At 47.9% G+C, this 16665-nt stretch carries 16 protein-coding genes; 13 read left to right on the forward strand and 3 right to left on the reverse strand.

All coding sequences use genetic code 11. The features are described from left to right. Positions 1–5: 5 nt before the first annotated feature. On the forward strand, positions 6–389 hold the full coding sequence (locus MKZ13_RS03225; protein WP_339181714.1) for a hypothetical protein: 384 nt from the start codon (positions 6–8) through the stop codon (positions 387–389). A 364-nt stretch (positions 390–753) separates the two neighbouring features. Here MKZ13_RS03225 and MKZ13_RS03230 read toward each other — a convergent pair whose 3' ends face one another. Then, positions 754–2022, reverse strand: a complete 1269-nt coding sequence (locus MKZ13_RS03230) for an NAD(P)/FAD-dependent oxidoreductase (protein WP_339181716.1) — start codon at positions 2020–2022, stop codon at positions 754–756. Positions 2023–2217: 195 nt separating this feature from the next. On the opposite strand from MKZ13_RS03230, the gene MKZ13_RS03235 reads away from it, so the two are divergent. The 3 genes from MKZ13_RS03235 to nadE all read left to right on the forward strand — a co-directional run bounded on the left by MKZ13_RS03235 (position 2218) and on the right by nadE (position 5518). After that, the gene (locus tag MKZ13_RS03235) at positions 2218–3912 is read left to right on the forward strand and encodes an ATP-binding protein (protein ID WP_339181719.1); all 1695 of its coding nucleotides are present in this window, start codon (positions 2218–2220) and stop codon (positions 3910–3912) included. 222 nt (positions 3913–4134) lie between these two features. Continuing rightward, positions 4135–4569 (forward strand): BrxA/BrxB family bacilliredoxin, encoded by a 435-nt coding sequence (locus MKZ13_RS03240; protein ID WP_017690788.1) that lies wholly within the window; start codon positions 4135–4137, stop codon positions 4567–4569. A gap of 139 nt (positions 4570–4708) precedes the next feature. Then, on the forward strand, positions 4709–5518 hold the full coding sequence (gene nadE, locus MKZ13_RS03245; RefSeq protein WP_221818675.1) for an ammonia-dependent NAD(+) synthetase: 810 nt from the start codon (positions 4709–4711) through the stop codon (positions 5516–5518). 160 nt (positions 5519–5678) lie between these two features. Here the strand turns inward: nadE and MKZ13_RS03250 are convergent, their stop codons facing one another. Next, the gene (locus MKZ13_RS03250; RefSeq protein WP_339181724.1) at positions 5679–6494 is read right to left on the reverse strand and encodes an alpha/beta fold hydrolase; all 816 of its coding nucleotides are present in this window, start codon (positions 6492–6494) and stop codon (positions 5679–5681) included. A 250-nt stretch (positions 6495–6744) separates the two neighbouring features. Between MKZ13_RS03250 and acpS the strand changes: the two genes are divergently transcribed. Together acpS and mutY are read left to right on the forward strand one after the other, a co-directional pair. Beyond that, the gene (acpS, locus tag MKZ13_RS03255) at positions 6745–7143 is read left to right on the forward strand and encodes a holo-ACP synthase (RefSeq protein WP_036614140.1); all 399 of its coding nucleotides are present in this window, start codon (positions 6745–6747) and stop codon (positions 7141–7143) included. Positions 7144–7172: 29 nt separating this feature from the next. Then, a complete protein-coding gene (mutY, locus tag MKZ13_RS03260) occupies positions 7173–8540 on the forward strand; it encodes an A/G-specific adenine glycosylase (protein WP_339181726.1) in 1368 nt (455 codons plus the stop codon). A 265-nt stretch (positions 8541–8805) separates the two neighbouring features. Here mutY and MKZ13_RS03265 read toward each other — a convergent pair whose 3' ends face one another. Continuing rightward, complete coding sequence (locus MKZ13_RS03265) at positions 8806–9417, reverse strand: superoxide dismutase (protein WP_150364015.1); 612 nt, start codon at positions 9415–9417, stop codon at positions 8806–8808. A 420-nt stretch (positions 9418–9837) separates the two neighbouring features. Between MKZ13_RS03265 and MKZ13_RS03270 the strand changes: the two genes are divergently transcribed. The 7 genes from MKZ13_RS03270 to MKZ13_RS03300 all read left to right on the forward strand — a co-directional run bounded on the left by MKZ13_RS03270 (position 9838) and on the right by MKZ13_RS03300 (position 16595). Then, positions 9838–10263: a GNAT family N-acetyltransferase gene (locus tag MKZ13_RS03270; RefSeq protein ID WP_017690782.1), complete on the forward strand. Its 426-nt coding sequence runs from the start codon at positions 9838–9840 to the stop codon at positions 10261–10263. 325 nt (positions 10264–10588) lie between these two features. Beyond that, positions 10589–11194 carry a signal peptidase I gene (gene lepB, locus MKZ13_RS03275; protein ID WP_339181728.1) on the forward strand — a complete coding sequence of 202 codons (606 nt, stop codon included), beginning with the start codon at positions 10589–10591 and terminating at the stop codon, positions 11192–11194. Between the two features lie 171 nt (positions 11195–11365). After that, on the forward strand, positions 11366–13246 hold the full coding sequence (queG, locus tag MKZ13_RS03280; RefSeq protein ID WP_339181730.1) for a tRNA epoxyqueuosine(34) reductase QueG: 1881 nt from the start codon (positions 11366–11368) through the stop codon (positions 13244–13246). A gap of 15 nt (positions 13247–13261) precedes the next feature. After that, positions 13262–14293, forward strand: a complete 1032-nt coding sequence (locus MKZ13_RS03285; protein ID WP_017690779.1) for an HD domain-containing phosphohydrolase — start codon at positions 13262–13264, stop codon at positions 14291–14293. 166 nt (positions 14294–14459) lie between these two features. Beyond that, a complete protein-coding gene (locus MKZ13_RS03290; RefSeq protein WP_017690778.1) occupies positions 14460–14723 on the forward strand; it encodes a YneF family protein in 264 nt (87 codons plus the stop codon). A 232-nt stretch (positions 14724–14955) separates the two neighbouring features. Further along, positions 14956–15549 carry a GTP cyclohydrolase I FolE gene (gene folE, locus MKZ13_RS03295; RefSeq protein ID WP_036668229.1) on the forward strand — a complete coding sequence of 198 codons (594 nt, stop codon included), beginning with the start codon at positions 14956–14958 and terminating at the stop codon, positions 15547–15549. A gap of 191 nt (positions 15550–15740) precedes the next feature. Further along, positions 15741–16595, forward strand: a complete 855-nt coding sequence (locus MKZ13_RS03300; protein ID WP_339181732.1) for a lipoate--protein ligase family protein — start codon at positions 15741–15743, stop codon at positions 16593–16595. The last annotated feature ends 70 nt before the right edge of the window (positions 16596–16665 follow it).

Here is a 16665-nt window from a genome sequence, read left to right on the forward strand (position 1 = left end):
AGACGATGATGGATAATAGCGAACTACAGGTGCATTTTTCAGACGGTTCAGCGTTGAATGCCGCAAGGGCAACCTTGGAGGAATTGGGATATAAGCCGTATCAGTCCGGCCCGCTGGAATTGTACATCCCTACAGATCGCCAAGATCCTCAGTCTGCCGTAGAGATTGTACAATCTCATGGAGGAAGTGCCGTATTTGCCGCGCAAACGGAAGAGCTGGATCAGTTTCAGAATATATCGATTCCGGCTCATCTCGTGAATGAAGACTGGCATGAGGGTTATGCGAACGGAACCCAGGGAAGTCAGACGGAGCAAGGCAGACATAACTATAGCGATGACCCGACATACGATGATTCGGCTGATGGATTCTCAGGTAGTGTGAAAGCATAGAAGTATCACAAGCTAAGAGCAGTTCGAGCCAATTTTTTTAAAATGGAACAATGCCCAAAAATCCCGATCGTCCACAGATAGTGGATATCGGGGTTTTTGGCATCTGAGCTAATTCATAATACGGTTTAAGTGTGTAATACCTAGTAGTGAGAGTTCAAAAAGTTCGGTTTTCAGTACCGAGAAGATGGAATGAAGATAGAAATGGAGTAGCGGAGCGTAGGAAAACTACGTGAGCAACTAAAATGTTTCTGAAGGAAACATACTTCGTAAGCATCAACCTATTTCGGCTGAATTTCATATTCGATGCTGATGATGCCATTAGGCATGATTCGTAATCAAAAGCGGATTTTTTGAACAACCTCTATTATGATGTAACGTGTCTATATTCAGCCGCATGCATGCCAGCCGTATATCCCGTGGAGAATGCAGCGGTGATATTATACCCTCCAGTGTAGCCGTGAATATCCAAAACTTCACCGCAGAAGAATAGTCCAGGCAGCAGCTTGGATTCCATTGTTTTTGGGTATATCTCCTTTAAGTGGATTCCTCCCCCAGTAACAAAGGCTTCTTTGAGCGATCTCGTTCCGTCTGCACGGAAGGTAAAAGCTTTCATTAGCCCACACAAGTCGCTTAACATACCTTTGGGAAAATGGTGGAACGTAAGGTCATCGCTGATCTCTGCCCGTTTCATCATTAAGGGAATCATGCGTTCAGGAACCCATGTTTTTAAAATGTTTTTGACAGCCTTGCGGGATTCTTGTTCCAATACCTGTTGCACCTGTGCTTCCAATGCACCCAGGGACAGCTCCGGGAACAGATCAATGCTCATAATGACCTGTGGGTTTCCAGACTTCATCTGAACCTTGCGGATAAATTGGCTGCAACGCAGTGCGACGGGTCCGGATACTCCAAAATGCGTGAATATCATATCCCCGCGATGGGAGATGACCGTTTTTCCTTTGGCATCCACTACGGATAGAGCGATATCCCTCAAAGACAAACCTTGCAGTTCTTTGGATTGAATCCAACTCTCCCCAGACACAATAGGCACTTCGGTTGGATATAACTCTGTAATGGTGTGACCCGCAGCCTCAGCCCAGGGATAACCGTCTCCGGTTGATCCGGTTTGGGGTACGGATTTGCCGCCGGTAGCGATGATGACAGAGCGCCCAAGAATGGTTTTACCTGATATCAATTTAACACCCTGTACCTGCTGACCGTTCTGAATAATTTCCTTGACCGGTTCTTTGGTGCGAATCTCAACGCCGAGGGAAACAATCTTTCCTACCAGCGCATCCACGACTGTTTTCGCTTTATCAGTTACAGGGAACATTCTGCCGTTGTCTTCTTCTTTCAGGGCAATTCCGAGATTTTCGAAGAAACGCATGATTCCCTGGTTGTCCAGATTTTGAAACGAACTATATAAAAAGCGTCCATTACCCGGAATATGTCGGATGAGTTCATCCGTTTCCTTGGCATTGGTTACATTGCATCGACCTCCGCCAGAGATGCCGAGTTTACGACCCAGTTGATCTCCTTTATCCAGCAGAAGCACGGAGGCTCCATGCTCGGCAGCAGCAACGCAAGCCATCAGGCCCGCAGATCCACCACCAATTACAATGACATCATACATATGTTATTACCCTCTTTTTTCATTGATTTTGTCTGTTTTACATAAACCGTGTCTACTCCTGGCTTTTTCTGAAATATAATGGAGTTATGAGTAGTTCTATTATGGAGTCTCAAGGGATATATTGTAATATACTGTCGCCTATGTTTTAATCAGAAATACATGAGGGAATGTGCAGGCAGAGGAGGAGATGGCATTGTGGTTGCGTTAAAGGACATTCTTTTACAAGTACTGCTGGCGGGGTCGGCGGTATACCTGATTCCCTTATTACATCTGGGGCTCTCCAAGCGGGCTGTGGCCAAGCTGGAACATGCCGGAATGATGCAGACCGTTTTTGCTGTGACGAGTGTCGCGAGTATGCTATTGTGTTTGCTGTTCGCGCTTCACGGGAGTCCATTGGCTGTACCCATATCACTAAGCATCGTACCTGTAATACTTGTTATTTTGTATTGTAAGTCCGTTATAGGCTTAACGCTGTCCATACTACATATTCTCTTCTATTTCCTTTTTGCGCATTCCTATGATCTGTACGGATTTCTCCTTCATACAGGTATTCTTCTCTATCCTATTGTATGGTTGTCTGCCAAACGATTCAAGCATAATACACCTTCGCGCAAAATGACGATCCTCATCATCCTGATTACAATGGAACTGGTTGTAACGAGTTTGTTATGGATCGCATCCCTCCAGAATGAATCCACGTACTCTGCGACCTACATAATACTTACAGCACTTGGGTATACCACTGGAGCCATTGTTGCGGGTAGTCTGAGTCTGCTATGGCTGGAACGGATGAAGCACTATCGCGGGCTGGAGCAGCATCTCTCGGAAGTCCACCATCGATACATAGCCGAAACGGAGAAACTTCATCAGATTCTGAACGCAGTGCCTCTCTCCATTGCCACCGTAGATAAACAAGGCACAGTGATATTTGTCAATGAGATGATGGAGCAAACCGCAAGGGAGCAGCTACCATGTACGTCCACGCCTGATCTCATTGGACAGCCTGCCAGTCAATTTGTTGAACAAGGTCAGGCGGACAAGATGGATAAAAGCATTCGCAGAGCCCTCGTTCATGGTGAGATTAGTGGGTTGACCGTTCGTTACGGTGCACACGTATTTCAGTCCCGAACCGTACCGATTTATGCCTTTTCAACAGAGTCTGCGAGTGAAGTTACAGGAGCCATGCTGATCATTCAGGATATCACGGAGCTTGAGATGTTGCGAAGTGAACTGGATAATGTGGATCGTCTCAGTCTGGTGGGGCAGATGGCTGCAAGCATTACGCATGAAGTGCGTAATCCAATGGCGGTTGTGCGTGGTTTTCTTCAACTCATGCAGGAAAAGAGTCCTGATTCCCTCGATCACTATTACCGGATCGTTCTGGAAGAGCTGGACCGGGCGAATAGTATCATTAATGATTTTCTATCGCTGGCCCAGGATCGGATTGCGGAAAAAGAGGAATCCCAGCTGCATGATATCATTCATGAACTCAGTCCATTGTTGTGGGCCGATGCGAATCTGCGTGGTCAGAGTATTGAACTCATGCTGGACCATAATGTACCGAAGTTGCACCTCAATCCAAAGGAAATCAAACAGGTGGTACTCAATCTGGCCCGTAACGGGATGGAAGCCATGAATGAGAAGGGCGTGCTTACGCTGGAGACGCGGATAGTCGATGACAAAGTGGAACTGTGTGTACGTGACACAGGGCCTGGTCTACCCAGAGTGAAGAAGGAAAAGCTGTTTGAGCCTTTCTATACCACAAAAGCCAAGGGAACCGGACTTGGATTGTCCATGTGCCTAAGTATTGTGGAACGACATAATGGAACCATTACTGTGGAATCGGAGGAAGGACAGGGCACGACCTTCAAAGTGGCATTTGAACGTTAGTCATTCAGCATATTTTGCCAGACATTGAGACATAATATTATGGAAGAAGCCTTTCCGCAGGCGGTTTCTGAATCTTGCTTTCATTGCTTATGGATGTATAATAGGAATAGCACATCATTACATCCATAATGTTCGATATGAATGTAACGTTGTTTTGGAGAGTTTATTGGCCTTTAATTTTATCGAGATCATAGAACAACCATTTATAAGGAGTGAAACCGAATGTCGATGTCATTTGATCAATACATGAAAGATATGGTTCAACCGATGCGGGATGATTTAACTCGTCTAGGAATCCAGGAGTTGCGTACTCCTGAAGAAGTGGAAGCAAGTCTTCCTGATGCAAAAGGAACAGCGCTGGTTGTCATTAACTCTGTATGCGGATGTGCCGCAGGTCAATGTCGCCCAGGTGTGTCCCAAGCACTGCAGCACGATATTACACCGGATCACCTGTACACTGTATTTGCTGGTCAGGACAAAGAAGCAACTGCAAAAGCACGTGAATTCTTTGCACCGTATCCTCCATCTTCACCGTCCATCGCTCTGATGAAAGACGGCGAACTCGTTCACTTTATCGAGCGTCATCAAGTGGAAGACCGTTCTGCAGAGGATATTGCGGCTGATCTCAAAAGTGCATTTGACCGTTACTGCCGTTAATTTGCTCCAATAGAACGCCCCGCCCTTCGGATCACCGATGCCGGGGCGTTTCATTTTGGATAGATAAGGTTATTGAACCATTCGGACCTTTCAAGCTGGACATCAAATTTCATTCATTTAGAAACGGGGTGTGTGAACGATGAGTTTGCAACAACAGATCATCGCTGAATTGAAGGTTAAACCAAGCATTAATGAAGAAGAGGAAGTACGCAAGCGTGTTGATTTTCTGAAGACGTATGTGAAAAATGCGGGTGCCAAGGGTTTGCTGATTGCGATCAGCGGCGGTATTGACAGTGCAGTGGCTACGGCGCTTTGCAAAAAAGCAACGGACGAGCTTACGCAAGAGAACAACCAAGAGTACAAAACGCTTGGTGTGTTCCAACCTTATGGTGAACAATCCGATATCGACCACAGCTACGCTGTAGCCAAGGCATACGATCTGAAGCATGTCGTGGAAACCAATATCGAAGATGCAGTTAACGAGATTGCGCTGGAAGTGGAGCAAGGTTTCAAATCCTTGGGAAGCCCACGCCATATGACTCACCAAGGCAAAGGTAATGTCAAGGCGAGAACTCGTATGGTTATGCAATATGCGCTTTCGTTTGAAGAGAACCTGCTCGTTGTAGGTACGGATCATGCGTCCGAAGCCATCACGGGTTTCTATACCAAATGGGGCGACGGTGCTGTGGATATCACACCACTGAGCACTCTGAACAAACGTCAGGTACGCCAGCTGGCAGCATATCTGAATGTGCCACAGGCTATTTTGGACAAAGCACCATCGGCAGGACTGTGGGAAGGTCAGACGGACGAAGATGAGCTGGGAATTTCGTATGAAGCGAACAGTGACTATCTCGAAGGCAAACAGATCGATCCGGCTGCACAAGAGCGCCTCGAAGCGTTCTACAAGCGCACACATCACAAACGCAATGCCATTCCTGGTATCTAATACGGGTGGAAAAGCATGCTGGTTATAAGCTGTTAACACCAACATTGAAATAACGTCCCTTTAGGGAATGCAAAAAGAGTCACTGTTCACGCAGTGACTCTTTTTGTTATATGGAACGAGAAACCGCAGAAATCCAGATGATTACTATCTTAAAGATGAGTTAGCTATTCCAGTCTTTGATTTGTTGCAGGGTTAGGGTGATGACTTGCTCCAGTTGCGGAGTGGTTTCTTTAAATGGATGTACGGTATTAAAGGTATGATTCCCATCAGGAATCTGGTGCCATGGGATATCAAGGCGGGCTTGAACCAGTGCGGCAGAACCGTCTCTCAGACGTTGACCATCTGCTGTTCCCTGAATCAGTGCTACACGCACAGAGGAAGAAGCCAAGCGGTCAATGATAGCGTAACGTTCGCTATGCTTGTCCAGGTCTTCCAGAATAGCCACGTCCAGTGGCATCTGCTGGCCTGTTCGTCCGTTAACGACATGGCTGCGGCCATGTGTACGCATTTCTTCTTTTTGCTCCGCTGTGAAGAGATCCAGGTTGGTTATACCATTCCAGGAGATGACACCTGCCACCTGCTCGGGATGATCCAGTGCATAGACGAGACTTACGCCCGCACCGCGGCTATGACCAACCAGGTATACAGGAAGTCCTGTGAGTTCAGGTTGTGTAGCCACATGTTCCAGTACCAGGGCCAGATCGGCAAGCTCCCGGCTGTAGGTATTCACTGCGAACTTTTCAAGTTCTGAGAATTGCTCCAGATATTCGCCGATACCGTTGTGAGAGAAATTAAAGGTCAGCACATGATGCGTCTCGCTTAGCTGTGAAGCTGCATAGGGGAACATGCCCCAGTCTTTGAAGCCTTTGTATCCGTGAGACAGAATGATGACGCCTTGAGCGGATTGTTGTGCAGGGAAAAAGTCTCCGCGAATGATCGCATCTACGTCAGTGGGCAAATCAAAAGTTATGGGCATGATTCAGACCTCCTAAGAATTTCAGACGATTCCTGATTCATATTTTAGCATATATGGTAATGCGGATAGGTACTCGCTTCTGATCGCCCCTCCTGCTACAATAGAATACGTGTTCGGAGAGTTACGGATCATGTGATTGAATGGAGATCTTTTACAATGAAGGTTCAAAAAGAGCGGTTTTCAGTACCGAGAAGATGGGACTTTTTGGATAACCTCTTACAGTATAAAAGATTAAGCGGGTGAAGCGTTGATGATATATGGCATAGGTAATGATGTGCTGGAGATTGGACGTATGCGGAAGCTGTTGTCTGGTCGCCATGCGGAAGCTTTCATAAAACGAATTTTAACGCCAGCAGAGCGGGAGATCGCGGTTCGTCGAGGGAAGCGGATGACGGAGTTTGTATCCGGTCGATTTGCAGCGAAAGAAGCGGTGTCTAAGGCATTTGGCTGCGGTATTGGTGGTGTCATGGGCTTCACTGACATTGAGGTGCTGCCTGATGGGACAGGACGTCCCGTGGCCTCGCTGTCCAGTCAAGCCTGGGAACGTCTGCAGCTGCCATACGATAAGCAATATGACATTCATTTGAGCATTACGCATCAGACGGAATTGGCAGCGGCCTTTGCGATCGTGGAACAGATGGAAAAGTAGTTAGCTTGGCAATAGGAGAGGACGGAAATATGGGTTTACAGGAACAGAAACAACATTTCAGCGTGAATCTGCTGGACTGGTATATGATCAACCGACGGGATTTGCCGTGGCGTCGCCACAACAATCCGTATTTCACATGGGTATCGGAGATTATGCTTCAGCAGACTCGGGTCGATACGGTAATTCCGTATTTCAATCGTTTTATCGGGAATTTCCCGACTGTGCAGGCGTTGGCGGAAGCACCCGAAGAGGATGTGTTGAAAAATTGGGAGGGACTCGGTTATTACTCCCGTGCACGTAATCTTCAGGCAGCCGCGAGACAAGTCATGGAGCTGCACGGAGGCGAGATGCCGCAGGACAAGCCGGCTGTCTTTGCATTAAAAGGGGTGGGCCCGTATACTGCCGGGGCCATTCTCAGCATTGCCTTCAACCAGCCGCAGCCTGCGGTAGATGGCAATGTCATGCGGGTACTGTCCCGATACTTCCTCATCGATGAGGACATTATGAAGGGCAGCACCCGGGTGTTGATGGAAGAGCTCGCAGGAGAGCTCATTCCGGAAGGGCGGGCGCGTGATTTCAATCAGGCGCTGATGGAGCTTGGCGCGTTGGTGTGTACACCCAAAGCGCCGCACTGCCTGACTTGCCCGGTCATGGAGCAATGTTCCGGCCGTATTGCCGGAAGAGAGCTTACACTGCCGGTGAAGACCAAAGCGAAGCCGCCGCGCCCTGAGCAGCGGCTGGTCGCGATTGTGGAGGGCCGCGGTGCTCATCGCGGCCAAGTGCTTGTGCGCCAGCGCCCAGACACGGGCCTATTGGCCCGCATGTGGGAGCTGCCGCATGTGCTCGCGGCGCCCGCCGCAGCCAGCAAGAAGGCGGCGCCGCTGGCGGATGAGCCGGCCATGGCATTGCTGGCCGGCAGTCTGTGGGCGGAAGGCTTCGCTGCCCGCCCGGAAGGGCTGGCTACCCATGCGGAGCATGTGTTCAGCCACATTGTCTGGAGCCTGCAGGTGTACAAGTGTACGGAGCAGGACCAGAGCAGTGAGCTTCCGCTGATCGCAGCGGAAGCCAGAGCCGCCTACGATGCACAGGCGGCAACAAGGGAGGGCACAGCCTCATCAGCAGCTGTGTCACCTGAGTCAGACACAACGCATTCATTGGAGCCAGGCACGCCTCATGCGCAGAACATCTCAACATCGCTTAACGATGGAGAGATGTTGATGTCATCATCTGACGTTAGTGACCTAGCACTGAGTACTACGACACTGACAGGTAAAGGCGATGGCTTGACCTACCGCTGGATCGGTCCGGAAGATATGGATAAGATGGCATTCCCGAATATATTTCTGAAGCTGATCAGCAGTTATTTTGCGGGAGCTTATGATCAAGTGAATGATTAAATGGGGGAGCTAACGAACCTGAGTGACGTTATCATAACCAAATCAACCCAAAATTGCGCATCAAAGCCCGTATTTGGGGAAATAGCTACTCTGAGATTCGTTAGGTTCGCGATACGATGAAATATGGAGCGATAGCATGTCCTGGGTTAGTTAGAAACAAACCACCCATTACTATAACTATAGTGGTAGCAAAAAGAGAGCCTGATCACGGTCACGACGACCGAATCAGGCTCTCTTTTATGTTAACTGTTGCATACTAACAGTCTTATTTTGCAGAAGCGTAACGTTTGTTCACTTCATCCCAGTTGATTACATTCCAGAAAGCACCGATGTAATCAGGACGTTTGTTTTGATATTTCAGGTAGTAAGCGTGCTCCCATACATCCAGACCCAGAACCGGAGTCAGACCTTCGAAGAGAGGGCTGTCTTGGTTAGGTGTGCTAGTGATGGACAACTTGCCATCTTTGCCAACTACGAGCCAAGCCCAGCCGGAACCGAAGCGAGTTGTAGCTGCTTTAGCGAAATCTTCTTTGAATTTATCAAAGCCACCCAGTTCGCTATCGATTGCTGCTGCGATATCGCCTGTAGGAGCGCCGCCGCCGTTAGGTCCGATGATTTCCCAGAACAGGCTGTGGTTAGCATGTCCACCACCATTGTTGCGAACCGCTGTGCGGATGCCTTCAGGTACGCTGTCAAGGTTAGCAATCAGATCTTCCAAACTTTTTTCTTGCAGTTCAGGAGCACTTTCCAGAGCTGCGTTCAAGTTGGTTACATAAGTATTGTGATGGCGATCGTGGTGGATTTCCATCGTTTGTGCATCGATATGTGGTTCCAGTGCGTCGTTAGCGTAAGGAAGTGCCGGTAATTGAAAAGCCATAATGAAATACCTCCTGAGATTTTAGGTTTTTTTGAAAACAGGTACATATGTAATAATACCCTTGCCACTATTATTAAACCGCATTCGGGCTAATTAAGCAACATTTTTGTTTATTAAGTCCCCCGAGGCGTTGATCTAATGATGGGCCAGAGATAACAAACATATTTTACCCTTTATGCAACTATTTATGTGTTTTCAGGCGTTAAAATGGATGTAAAGTTTAATATTCGTATGTAAACGGTTACAATTAAGCGCTTTCAAAAGAAAATGCGTGTTTTATGGAGAAAAGTATGGTTTAATTGACGAAGAAGCGGTATTTTCTCGTTTTTTGTCATTATATGAACATTGGGTTTTTGGTAAAAAGGGATTCCCTTTTTATAAAAAACCTCATCTAAGCTAACGAAAAGGGAGATTTAAGACATGCACGTTCGTTCCTTTCAGTTGAGTGATGCAAGCCAGATGACGGAGCTTCTCCAGGTTGCACTATCGGAAGAGTGTTATGAGAACACGATGGGCCCGTTTGCCCGTCAATTGTCATGGGATTCTGACCTGATCATGGTTGCGGAAGAAGAGGGAGACCTCGTAGGCGCTTTGATCGGTACAATTGATCACAACCAGGGTTGTATCTACCGTATTGCGGTTCATCCAGACTATCGTCGCCGTGGAGTCGGCAAAACACTTGTTGAGGCTATGGAACAGCGGTTCCAGCAGCGTAAAGTCAGCCAAGTATGGGTGGCGGGTGATGAGCACAACAAAGTAGCCATGCCTCTATATGAAGCAATGGGTTACGGTGCCAATCAGATTATGAGCGCTTTCCAGACTCTTAGTATTTTGTCCAAAGCTTAGTTTGCATGTTTAAAAAGAAATAAAAAAAGATTTTCATTTCATATTAGGCATATCTCTTTAACGTGTAAGAACGTGAGGGATGTGCCTTTCTATTTATATGAGTGTTCTTCGCGTCATATTCCTCTGATTTCCTCATTTTATGAACATGCTTCAAAATCTCCGAATTTTATTTAAATCACCACGACTATCCCGGCTGTATTCACGCTAACCAGGGTATTGGTGCTCATAACCAATTGTTTCACTCTCCCAAATGAAGTAGACTGAAAGGGAGTATGGTCACCAGGTTACAAGTTTAATTTAACTATTTAATAAATGAGGTGTCCCTTTGAATTCCAATAATCATTCAATGGAACATGTGACTTCCGAGCAACGTAATGAACCTTCAAAGCCTGAACTACCGGGGAAATCCTGGGTTGTCGAGCTGTGGGACTGGGTCAAAACGATTGTTGTTGCTTTTGTAATTATGATGCTGCTGAACCTCTTTGTGTTCAATCTGTCGATGGTCAAGGGACAGTCCATGCAGCCGACACTGGTTGAGCGAGATCGCCTTTTCGTCAACAAAATTGTATACCATCTGGGTACTCCTTCCCGATCAGATGTGATCGTACTTCGTGATCCAAGTGAAGGTGTAGAGAAGAAAGATTTTCTGGTGAAACGGATCGTTGGACTTCCGGGAGATACAATTGAAGTTAGGGATCACCATCTATATGTGAACGGCGAGCAACAAGCGGAAACGTACACCGATATTGAGGTGCAGGACCCGGATTTTGGTCCAATCACACTGGAGCCGGATCATTTCTTCGTGATGGGGGATAATCGTCATGAAGGCAAAAGTAAGGATAGCCGAGTGTTTGGCAGTATTACATCCGATCAGATTGTAGGCAAGGCTGAATTTATTTTCTGGCCGTTTTCTGAATTGAAGAAATTGTAAAATGCTGACAGGACAACAACTTCAGACTGCATTTTGCGTTAAACCATATAGACTCGTTCCGTTTGAATTCAAGTATGTAAGGCATATATAGAAATTAGCGCCTGTCCTCTTACCGTGAGGCGGGCGTTCACTATTTACGGAATAAGTGTCGGAAGAAGAGAGGGAAGAGAAATGACGAGCGTACAGACCGGGGCAGCACAGGATGCCTCCGTATGGGAGAAGTTAAAACAGGAGATCAAGGCAGCTGGCCCCGGACTGGGCATTGATGATATCGGATTTGCTTCGGCTGATCCCTTTGTTTCCCTGAAGTCGCTGCTGGAGCAGTCGCGGGATAAGGGGTATGCTTCAGGTTTTGAAGAGCCGGATATTGAAAAAAGGGTGCACCCTGCCTTAAAAGATGGCGAACCCGCTTCACTGATCGCAATAGCTGTGGCATACCCATCCAAAATGGTAAATCCGCCGAAATCGGAGCCTGGTGCATATCGGGGTATTTTTGCCCGTTCGGCTTGGGGCCAGGATTATCATCAGGTCCTGCGTGCAGCGATGGACAAGCTGGTGAACTTTATACGTGAACGTGTACCTGAGGCCATGATCGAAAGCATGGTAGACACCGGAGCACTGGTGGATCGTGCGGTGTCCCAGCGTGCGGGGATTGGTTTTAGCGCCAAAAACTGTGCGATTATATCACCCAAATTCGGTTCATGGATTTTTCTCGGAGAACTGGTAACGAATATTCCTTTTCAACCAGACACACCTGTGACCGAAGACTGCGGTGAATGTACAAAATGTATCGATGCCTGTCCTACAGGAGCATTGGTGGGGCCTGGGCAGTTGAATGCACAGCGTTGTATTTCTTTTGTAACCCAGACGAAAGGGTTCGTGGATGAAGAATTTATGCTGAAAATAGGCAACCGTCTGTACGGTTGTGACACGTGTCAGATTGTCTGTCCGAAGAACCGGGGCAAGAACTGGGATCACCATCCTGAGTTTCATCCCGATCCGGAGATTGTGAAGCCACTCCTGCTGCCGCTACTGGACATTGGTAACCGGGAATTCAAGGAACGTTTCGGTCAGAGTTCCGCCGCTTGGCGGGGCAAGAAGCCGATTCAACGCAACGCCGTTATTGCCCTGGGCAATTTCAAAGACAAAAGTGCTGTACCCAAACTTACAGAAGTACTAAAACGTGATCCGCGCCCCGAGTTGCGGGGAACCGCAGCTTGGGCGTTAAGCAGAATTGGAGGAGAAGACGCCATGAGAGCAATTGGGGAAGCTGCCGCTAACGAACAAGATGGGAACGTACTAAGCATGCTGCAGAAGGCCGAGGAGCGACTGAGTTCGTCCGAGACCTTACCCAAACAGCCACAGGCTGGGCAAGTGAGTGAGAAGCAGCAAGAGGAACAGAATAACGAGAACAAGGCCTTACGTGCGTTACAACAGGATTTGAAAATGGAAGCCGGGATTGAACCGGGTAGTGAGCAGTCTGCACAACCTGCCAAACCGGAAGCCGCAGCGTGGAAACCTTCAGCCGTTACGGGTCTTCATGGCAAGCCCGTATACTACGATGAGATACTGACACCGATTGGTACTCTTACGTTATGCGCGACGGATGAAGGACTGTGTCACATTGATTTTGGCGCCTTCCACGTGCGCGAAGCTCATCTGCAACAATGGGCCCGCATCTGGATTGGCGAGTATCGATATGAGAAGAATGAAGAGAAGCTCAGCGAAGCTGCAAAGCAGTTAAAGGAGTATTTTGCAGGGGAGAGAAAAACGTTCGACTTGCAGCTTGATCGGCTTGGAACACCATTCCAGCTACAAGTATGGCAAGTTCTGTCCGATATATCTTATGGAGAGGCCTCATCACACCAACAGGTTGCGGAAATCATCGGCAGACCCAAGGCTGTTCGTGCAGTTCTGGACGCCATTAGCAAGAATCCGATTCCGATTATTATTCCCTGTCACCGTATCAGTGGTAAAGACGGTACCCTGGTGGGTTATGTAGGCGGTCTGCAAACCAAGGAGCAATTGCTCGCATTGGAGCAGCTATCGTAAGAGCGGGGGACGTTCATGAAGTATGTAAACGTGGAGAGCGTGGAAGCGGGGGAGCTTCTGGGCAAGACGGTATATTCCAGTAACGGCACAGTATTGCTGTCTGCCGGAGTCCAGCTCACCGTATACATGGTCAATACGCTGAAGCGTATTGGCGTGACCATGTTATACATCCAGGATGAAGCGTATAAAGATGTGGATGCAGAAGACATTCTGGATGAAACCACGAAACGGGCAATAATTAACGAAATGAGTGTCACACTCGAATCCATTCGATCCGGGAAAGACTGGAGTCCGAGAAAAGTTGCCCTCAGTATAGAGAAGTTGCTGAATGATGTACTGAACGGGCGTGAAATGCTTGTGCAGCTCACCGATATTCGTACCAAAGACAATGCACAGTATGTTCATGCGATGAATGTATGTTTGTTGTCTTCGGTCATCGGACTGAATATGGGACTCAATTATAATCAACTGAAGGACCTTGCTGTGGGGGCATTATTGCATGATATAGGCAAAGTGGGGGAACCTCCGGGCAGTGGCTCTGCTGCGAATTCTTCGCTGCACCATACATGGCGTGGATTCGAAGTGATTAAGAACAAACGGGAGTTCAGTCTGTTGGTCGCTCATACAGCCCTGCAACATCATGAGCATGTAGATGGTACAGGCATGCCGAGAGGGATCAAGGGGAGTGACATTCATCTGTTTGCGAGAATCGTTAGTGTGGCTAATATCTATGATAATCTCATTAATGGTTTATCCAAGGACAGTTTGATGCCACATGAGGCCTGTGAAGAGATGATGGCGTTGTCTGGTACAAAGCTGGATCGGGACATTCTGATTGAGTTCAACAAGAGTGTATCCGTGTATCCCAATGGTACAGCGGTACGACTGTCCACCAAAGAGACTGGAGTCATTGTGCGTCAACATCGGGGATTGCCCGGCAGACCTGTAATCAGGGTGGCGCGCGGAAGTACGCGTTATTCTCTGGATGTGGTTGAAATCGATCTGGCTCAGCATACAACCGTTTTCATTGAAGCTGTCATGACGTAGCTTGTGTACGGTTCAACTGGAAAATCCGTTTGCTCAAGGCGTGCGGAAATGCTATGATACTTTCAGGAAATCCGGTCTGTGTCAGGCTTGCAACATATGTGTCGAACATCATGAAGTTTACACGGATTATCAGGCTTTTTAGAATGCATACAGAGGTGTCTAAGAGATGGATATTGTTATACCGATTATTACATTGATTGTTGGTCTGGTCGGGGGATTTTTCATCGGGGTGTTCTACTTGCGTAAACAACTTGAGAAAATGCAAAGCAATCCGGACATGCTTCAGAAAATGGCGAAGCAAATGGGCTACAACCTGAATGGCAAGCAAATGCAGCGTGCCCAGCAGATGATGAAGAATCAGCAGCCAGGAGCGAAAATGCCTCAGCCGCAACAGCATCCTGCGCGTAAAAGTTCGGGCCGCCGAAAATAATAGCAGGGAATAACTGCTTAAAGTGCGTGTTCAAAAAGTTGGGTTTTCAGTACCGAGAAGATGGGATGAAGCTAGAAATGGAGTAGCGGAGCGTAGTGAACTACGTGAGCAACGGACATTTCGGCTGAATTTCATATTCGACGTTGATGATGCCGCTAGGCATCCTTCGTAATCAAAAGCGGACTTTTTGAACAACCTCTTACAGTAGTGGTTCGAAAGGAGGCGTTTGGCAGTGGCTGGCGTTAAAGATTATTTGAATTCAAAAGTATCCGACAATCGGGAAAAGATCGAGTATCATGTAGAGCAGATCCTGAAATTGATCGGAGAAGATAGTACACGTGAAGGGCTGCTTGAAACGCCTGCACGTGTGACCCGAATGTATGAAGAAATTTTTGGTGGATATGAAGTAGACCCGCGCGATGTGCTCGGTGTCACGTTTGACGAGAATCACGAAGAACTGGTTATCGTCAAGGATATTGTCTACTACAGTCAATGTGAGCACCATATGGCACCGTTCTTCGGTAAGGTGCACATTGGATATGTACCAAGCGGCAAGATCGTTGGTCTGAGCAAAATGGCTCGGCTGGTCGAAGCCGTAACACGTCGCCTTCAAGTTCAGGAACGTATTACTTCACAGATCGCTGACATTCTGACAGAGGCCGTTGAACCTCATGGAGTTATGGTCGTTGTGGAAGGCGAGCACTTGTGCATGTGTTCCCGCGGCGTGAAGAAACCGGGAAGCAAGACGGTAACGTCTGCTGTACGTGGTTCTTTCCGTGAGAATCCGGCACAACGTGCGGAGTTCTTGTCTTTGGTGAAAGATTAAGGTCAGGTATGTCCACTCGCTGGACAAGCCGGATGAGTAAGTTCCTTTGGTTTTGGAAGCAGCAGTTTCTAGGCCATAGGATATGATATGAATAAGCCGTGTTCCCTGGGGAACCGGCTTATTTACATATGGCATTGTCATTCCTGTATACTGAATACATATGAATTCGTTAAGCCGGAGGTAATGGAACGATGAGTGTACCTTCCCATTCAGATCAACCGGTTCAGCCGGAAAAGGGACTACAGGCAGATCAACAGGCTACATTGCGTCTGCAAATCTGGGAGACACCACTCATGCGACAAGGTAGTAGTGTACTCGAAGCTTTTGCTTGGGAAGAAGTTATGTGCAGGCGGGTTGGGGCAGGGCATCTGCCTGTTGCACATATATGGAGGCACCCAGATGCCTTTGTAGCGGGTCTGCGTGACCGCAGGTTGCCACAGGCTGTAGAAGCGATGGAACGGATAAGAAGCCAAGGGACAGCGGTCTGTGTTCGGCCTTCCGGTGGAGCGGCAGTACCCTTGAATCCAGGGGTAGTTAATGTGTCATTGATTCTGCCTAATCCCGGACATGCCATCAATATTCATGATGATTTCCGGGAGATGGCTTCGATTATTGCCGAGTCGCTAACGCCGTGGTCGAATCAGGCGCAGACAGGCGAGGTTCATGGTGCTTTTTGCCCGGGAGATTATGATGTCAGTGTAGGTGGGCTGAAATTCTGTGGTATTGCCCAGCGCAGGCAGGCAAAGGCATATATCATTACGGCTTTTATCATCGTGGACGGTCAGGGTGATCAATTGGCAGCAGATGTGCGACAATTCTATCAGCATGCAGCAGGCGGGGCGAGTGAAGGATATCCCGATGTTCAGCCCGGCACGATGGCAAGTCTGAAAGAATTGGCAGGTGTACCTTCAGCTGCGGCATATACTGCGGCTTTGGTTCGAACACTGCGCGATCGCTATCCGCAGGCGGAGACCAGCAGGGTGCTTAGCGTTGGCTCTGAAGAAGTACGCCTGACAGCTGAGCAGATGAAGCTGCGCTACGATTAACACTTTTTACTAGGGCTTGGAATTGGTTAATAGAGATGATATGATGTGATTTCGGAAGGAGAGTGTTAGG

The organism is Paenibacillus sp. FSL R5-0701 (assembly GCF_037973995.1).
GTDB lineage: Bacteria > Bacillota > Bacilli > Paenibacillales > Paenibacillaceae > Paenibacillus.